Origin of the sequence: Rhizobacter sp. (assembly GCA_021153565.1) — a bacterium.
GTDB lineage: Bacteria > Pseudomonadota > Gammaproteobacteria > Burkholderiales > Burkholderiaceae_C > Albitalea.
Window position 1 is genome coordinate 1 of the sequence record JAJKJU010000364.1, and the last position, 5,896, is coordinate 5,896.

Consider the following 5,896-nt stretch of genomic DNA (forward strand, 5'->3'; position numbering starts at 1 on the left):
GAGGCTGAGAGTATTTCGAACGTGTCCGAGCAGCACGTCAAAAGGCGCCTGATCTAGGCGCAAAGCGCAGCCATAGCCGGGGCTATGGCGAGCATTTGCAACGACGAGCAGGGGGCTTTTGGCGTGATGAGCGGGCATGATCGAAATACTCTCAGCCTCTGAGCCCGACCCACTTTTGACGAGATGAGCACCACAAGTTTCGCGCCACTTCTACTCCCCGAATCGGCACCAGCCGCTGCCCGCGCGGTGTTCCGGCTCATGAAAAACATCAAGCACGGAACGATGTCGGTGCAGATCCCTGACGGCAGTACCTTGCTGTTCGGAACGCCCGGTGAAGGCGGCCCGCGAGCGGTCATCCGTCTGCGCAACTGGAACGTCTGCGCCGCCGCGTTGAAGTCGGGCGACATTGGCTTCGCCGAAGCCTACGTCGCAGGCGACTGGACCACGTCCGATCTCATCGCCCTTCTCCAGCTATTCATCGCCAACCGAGACGAGGTCGAGCAGGTCATCTACGGCACCTGGTGGGGTTCGCTGCTGTATCGGATCAAGCACCTCGTCAACCGCAATTCACGCGGTGGCAGCAAGCGAAACATCCGGGCGCACTACGACCTCGGCAACTCGTTTTACGAGTTGTGGCTGGATCCGACCATGAACTACAGCAGCGCATGGTTCGACGGCGATCTCGATGCACCGATGGAAGTGGCGCAATTGGCCAAGATGCGGCGTGCCTTGACCGAATGCGGCGTTAAGGCCGGCGATCGCGTGCTTGAGATTGGTTGTGGCTGGGGCGCGCTGGCCGAATGCGCGGCCCGTGACTTTGAAGCGAGGGTGACGGGGATGACCTTGTCGAGCGAACAACTCGAATGGGCGCTGCGGCGGTTCGCCGCAGCGGGCCTCCACGCCGATCTGCGCTACCAGGACTATCGCGACATCGGGGATGGTCCGTTCGATGCGATCGTTTCGATCGAGATGTTCGAAGCCGTGGGGCGCGAACACTGGCCGGTTTTTTTCGAGACGGTACGCAACAAACTAAAGCCGTCGGGCAAGGCCTGTATCCAGACCATCGTTATCCGCGACGATCTCTTCGACCGCTACGTGAAATCTACCGATTTCATTCAGCAATATGTCTTCCCGGGCGGCTTGCTGCCGAGCCCCTCCGGGTTTCGGAAGGCGGCTGGAAAGGTCGGCTTGCGAGTGATCAACGAGCTCGACTTCGGCTCCGACTATGCCGAGACAATTCGCCGCTGGCGCGAGTGTTTTTTTGCCGCAGATGCTCGCGTGAGACGACTGGGATTCGACACTCGGTTCATGCGTATCTGGGAGTTCTACCTCGCCTACTGTGAGGCGGCCTTCGCGACGGGCAACACAAGCGTCATCCAGTTCACGCTGCAACGTGCCTGAGCATGCGAGGAAACGGATTTCCCATTGCACGACATGCCGCATTGGCGCTGCGCGGCAGCGCCGTTCGGATTGAAGGCCGGGGCCGAGGCGCGGCCGCAGGTGATGGCCGATCTTCCCGGTGCCCGCCTTCGCGGCAGTGGCCGCATGAGCTTCCTCACCATGCACGTCTTCGCCAAATCCGCATTTGGACAGGCGATGGCTTCGTAGACTGCCCGAAGATGAAACGGATGACGATGCCATGACCGCCAGTTCGACGGATACACGCGTACAAAGAATCGTCTCGCTGTTCGAGCACTTCACGCCCGCGGACGTGAAGTGCTTGTCTCGGTACTACGCGCCCGACGCACGATTCAAAGATCCCTTCAACGACGTAAGCGGCATCCCCGAGATTGAACGAGTCTTTACCCACATGTTCGTGGCACTCGACGATCCGCGCTTCGTGATCCGCGACGTGATAGTTGAAGGCGATCAATGCTTTCTGACTTGGGACTTCCTGTTTCGCTTCAGGCATTTCAACGGTGAAGCGCAAACCGTGCATGGCGGGTCGCACCTGCGGTTCGACGTGCAGGGACTGGTATGCCTGCACCGCGACTACTGGGATGCCGCCGAGGAGTTGTATGAAAAACTTCCTCTCATCGGCGCGTTGATGCGGTGGCTCCGGCGCCGCGCGAGCTCTTGAACCTGTCTGTGCAGGACGGCGGTGCCACGCGATGTGAGAGGCTGAGAGTATTTCGAGCGTGTCCGAGCAGCACGTCAAAAGGCGCCTGATCTAGGCGCAAAGCGCAGCCATAGCCAGGGCTATGGCGAGATTTGCAACGACGAGCAGGGGTCTTTTGGCGTGATGAGCGGGCATGATCGAAATACTCTCAGCCTCTGAGGCCCCGAGAGTTCTCGTATTCAAGCGCCGACCCATGTCTTGTTTTGTTGCGAAATGCAGGCTCTGGTCCGCGACAGCCGGCCTTCGTCCATCAACGCAGCCAGCCCTTGCGCCGAAAGTAGATAAACGGCGCCGCCACCGACGCGACCATCAGCGCGAGCGCATACGGGTAACCTATTGACCAGTCAAGCTCGGGCATGCTCTTGAAATTCATGCCGTAGATGCTCGCGATGAGCGTCGGCGGCAGCAGCGCGACGCTTGCGACCGAGAAGATCTTGATGATCTTGTTCTGGTTGATGTTGATGAAGCCGACCGTGGCGTTCATGAGGAAGTTGATCTTGTCGAAGAGAAAGGTCGTGTGGCTGTCGAGCGAATCGATGTCGCGCAGGATCTGCCGCGCTTCTTCGAACTGCTCGGCATTGAGCATGCGGCTTCGCATCATGAAACTCACGGCACGCCGCGTGTCCATCACGTTTCGGCGGATGCGCCCGTTCAGGTCTTCTTCCTTGGCAATGGCCGACAGCGCCTCGCCGGCGGTCTGGTCGTTCACGTCTTGCTTGAGGACGCCGTTGCTTACGGCTTCAAGGTGATCGTAGATGCCTTCCAGCGCGTCCGCGCTGTACTCCGCATCAGCGTCGTAGAGCTTGAGCAGCACGTCCTTCGCGTCTTCGATCAAGGCCGGGATGCGCCGGGCGCGAAGGCGCAGCAGGCGAAACACGGGCAGGTCTTCGGCATGAACAGAGAACAACACGCCCTTGAACAGGATGAAGGCCACACGCACGTTACGCGGCGCTTCGCCGTCGTCGATAAGAAAGTCGGAGCGGATGTGCAGCTCGCCGCTGTCCTCCTCGTAGAAGCGGGCAGATTCCTCGAGGTCGTCGTCGACTGCGTCTTCCGGAATGGTCACGCCGAAGTGTTGGGCAATCCAGCCTTTTTCTTCGGGGGTGGGTTGTTCCAGATCGACCCAGACCGGCTGCACGTGCGCCAATTCGTCGAGGCTTTCAATCTCTTCCTGGAACAGCCGGCCACTGGCCAGCGTGAAAACGTTCAGCATGGGGACTCCGGCAAAACGAAAGCGCGTTTTCGCGCATTCGGGGCCTGGGTGACACGGTTGCGGTGGGAAATGCGACCGTCTCACCCCGGCCAGGGCCTGCATCAGGTGCGCGGCCTGCTGGAGTGGACGGTCACCGAGTAGGGGGCGCGTCCAAGTCGGTGCTCCGAGAACCAGAAAGACTGAAATTATGGCATCTGAAAGACGCTATTCCTCACGGTGTTAGCCGGTGTCACCCGCTTGTCACACCCCCCGAACGCGTGCACACTGGGCCTCAATGACCTCGCGTCGACACACCCCTCTTCCAGCCTTGTCCTCTCGTCTTCCCCCAGTTCCCCGACCCCCTGCGAAAGGAGTACCCATGAACTTGACGATCAGCGGCCATCATCTCGAAGTTACCCCGGCACTGCGCGAATACGTGCTCACCAAGCTAGATCGCGTAACCCGTCATTTTGACCAGGTGGTGGATATCAATGTGCTGTTGTCAGTCGAGAAGCTAAAGGAGAAGGAACGCAGGCAGAAGGCCGAAGTCACGCTGCATGTGAAGGGAAAGGACATCTTTGTGGAAAATGCCCACGAAGACCTTTACGCCGCCATTGATCAGTTGATGGATAAGCTGGACCGTCAGGTCTGCCGTCACAAAGACAGGCTCAATGACCACCATCATGTAGCCGCCAAGAGGCTGGACGCCACGCCGAGCTGATGATGGCCCTTGGGCGCTTCCGCTACCAATGGGCACCGTCCCGCTCGAGGCGGAGCGGGCGCCAAGACGCAAGCAACGTGGGTGTAGTCCCCGTCAACCAAAGCGGCCCTCCGGCCGCTTTTTTGCATGTATATCGCACAACCCTGCGAGCGCGGGGGGCGGTGGCGTTGCTGCTATGCAGCACCACGTGCACAATCTCCGGACTCTGTTTTGCGTATTTTTTATAATTTGATGACTCGGCTCCACGCGAGCGACCCGGCAGGCCGAAGAGGCTGAAGCGGGCGCCCGGAACCCTTATGAACCGTCTCGCCGCCATCCTGCCCGCCAGCAACGTCCTGGTCGACGTGGAATCCACAAGCAAGAAGCGCGCATTCGAGCACGCGGGTCTGCTGTTCGAAAACCAGCATGCCATCGCCCGAGCCACCGTCACCGACAACCTTTTTGCACGTGAACGCCTGGGGTCCACCGGCCTCGGTCATGGAGTCGCCATTCCGCACGGCCGCATCAAGGGCTTGAAAAACCCGCTGGCCGCCGTGCTGCGCGTGCAGCACCCCATCCCCTTCGATGCACCCGACGACGAGCCGGTCGCGCTGCTGATTTTCCTGCTGGTGCCAGAAGCGGCTACTCAGCGGCATCTCGAAATCCTCTCCGAAATCGCCGAAATGCTGAGCGATCGCGAGCTGCGAGAGCGCCTCAAGACCGAAGGCGATGCCGCGAAGGTTCACGAGCTGATTTCGAATTGGGAACCGCTCAAATCGGTCGCCTGATCCGTGCATGTTGTACCTTCCCACTTGAAGGGGAAGCGTCCACAACATGAAACCAACAGTCATCAGCGCCGAAGCGCTCTTCGAAGAACATCGGCAGGCCCTGCACTGGGAGTGGATTGCAGGCCATGCGCATCCCGAACGCCGCTTCGACGAAGCGGCAGTGCGCAACGCCCAGTCTGCGGCCGACTTGGTTGGCTACCTCAATTACATCCACCCATATCGCGTGCAGCTCGTCGGGCGGCGTGAAGTGGCCTACCTGAGCCAGTCGACGCCGGATGTCATTGAGCGGCGTATTTCCCGCATCGTGACGCTTGAGCCGCCAGTGCTGATCGTGGCCGACGCGCAGACGCCGCCGGACAAGCTGGTGGCCATGTGTGACCGGGCGGACATTCCGCTCTTCGTTACCGACGAATCGGCCGGCCACGTCATCGACGTGGTGCGCGGGTACCTGGGCCAGCTTTTCGCCGAGCGCACAACGCGGCATGGCGTGTTCATGGACATCCTGGGGCTGGGAGTGCTGCTGACGGGTGAATCGGGCCTGGGCAAGAGCGAACTCGGGCTGGAACTGATTTCCCGCGGCCACGGGCTCGTGGCTGACGATGCCGTCGATCTTTATCGCGTCTCGCAGACCTCGCTAGATGGGCGTTGTCCCGAATTGCTCTTGAATCTTCTCGAAGTGCGCGGCATCGGCCTGCTCGACATCAAGGCAATATTCGGCGAGACGGCAGTGCGGCGGAAGATGCGCTTGAAACTGATCGTGCACCTGGTGCGCAAGGAGACGCTTGAGCGGGAGTTCGAACGATTGCCCTACGAGCCGATGTACGAAGACATCCTCGACGTACCTGTGCGCAAGGTGGTGATCGCGGTGGATGCGGGCCGCAACTTGGCCGTGCTGGTGGAAGCCGCTGTGCGAAATACGATCTTGCAACTGCGCGGCATCGACACGTACCGTGAATTCATCGAGCGCCATCAAAAGGCGATGGGCAAGGCGGAGTGAGGATTTGGCCCGAAACAATTTCCCGTTTTGGGGGCGCTGGGCGGGCGCGCTGCGGCGTTGCTCCTCACTTGTGTGGCTCGCCACACAAGTGAGGAGCGCC

7 protein-coding genes are annotated in these 5,896 nt (G+C 60.3%); 6 read left to right on the forward strand and 1 reads right to left on the reverse strand.

Going from position 1 to position 5,896, the window contains the following annotated elements; all coding sequences use genetic code 11:
• The first annotated feature begins 183 nt into the window (after positions 1 to 183).
• The 3 genes from AC30NL_RS22335 to AC30NL_RS22345 are packed head-to-tail and all read left to right on the forward strand — an operon-like array spanning position 184 to position 2,080.
• On the forward strand, positions 184 to 1,401 hold the full coding sequence (locus tag AC30NL_RS22335; protein ID WP_489466179.1) for a class I SAM-dependent methyltransferase: 1,218 nt from the start codon (positions 184 to 186) through the stop codon (positions 1,399 to 1,401).
• Positions 1,402 to 1,425: 24 nt separating this feature from the next.
• Positions 1,426 to 1,608: a hypothetical protein gene (locus tag AC30NL_RS22340; RefSeq protein WP_489466180.1), complete on the forward strand. Its 183-nt coding sequence runs from the start codon at positions 1,426 to 1,428 to the stop codon at positions 1,606 to 1,608.
• A 31-nt stretch (positions 1,609 to 1,639) separates the two neighbouring features.
• Positions 1,640 to 2,080 carry a nuclear transport factor 2 family protein gene (locus tag AC30NL_RS22345; RefSeq protein ID WP_489466181.1) on the forward strand — a complete coding sequence of 147 codons (441 nt, stop codon included), beginning with the start codon at positions 1,640 to 1,642 and terminating at the stop codon, positions 2,078 to 2,080.
• 289 nt (positions 2,081 to 2,369) lie between these two features.
• Here the strand turns inward: AC30NL_RS22345 and corA are convergent, their stop codons facing one another.
• A complete protein-coding gene (corA, locus tag AC30NL_RS22350; protein ID WP_489466182.1) occupies positions 2,370 to 3,332 on the reverse strand; it encodes a magnesium/cobalt transporter CorA in 963 nt (320 codons plus the stop codon).
• A gap of 358 nt (positions 3,333 to 3,690) precedes the next feature.
• Between corA and hpf the strand changes: the two genes are divergently transcribed.
• The 3 genes from hpf (at position 3,691) to hprK (ending at position 5,796) form a co-directional block, all read left to right on the forward strand.
• A complete protein-coding gene (gene hpf, locus AC30NL_RS22355) occupies positions 3,691 to 4,032 on the forward strand; it encodes a ribosome hibernation-promoting factor, HPF/YfiA family (RefSeq protein ID WP_489466184.1) in 342 nt (113 codons plus the stop codon).
• 296 nt (positions 4,033 to 4,328) lie between these two features.
• Complete coding sequence (locus AC30NL_RS22360) at positions 4,329 to 4,799, forward strand: PTS sugar transporter subunit IIA (protein WP_489466185.1); 471 nt, start codon at positions 4,329 to 4,331, stop codon at positions 4,797 to 4,799.
• A 46-nt stretch (positions 4,800 to 4,845) separates the two neighbouring features.
• Positions 4,846 to 5,796, forward strand: coding sequence for an HPr(Ser) kinase/phosphatase (hprK, locus tag AC30NL_RS22365; protein ID WP_489466186.1), 951 nt, complete (start codon positions 4,846 to 4,848; stop codon positions 5,794 to 5,796).
• Positions 5,797 to 5,896: the final 100 nt, after the last annotated feature.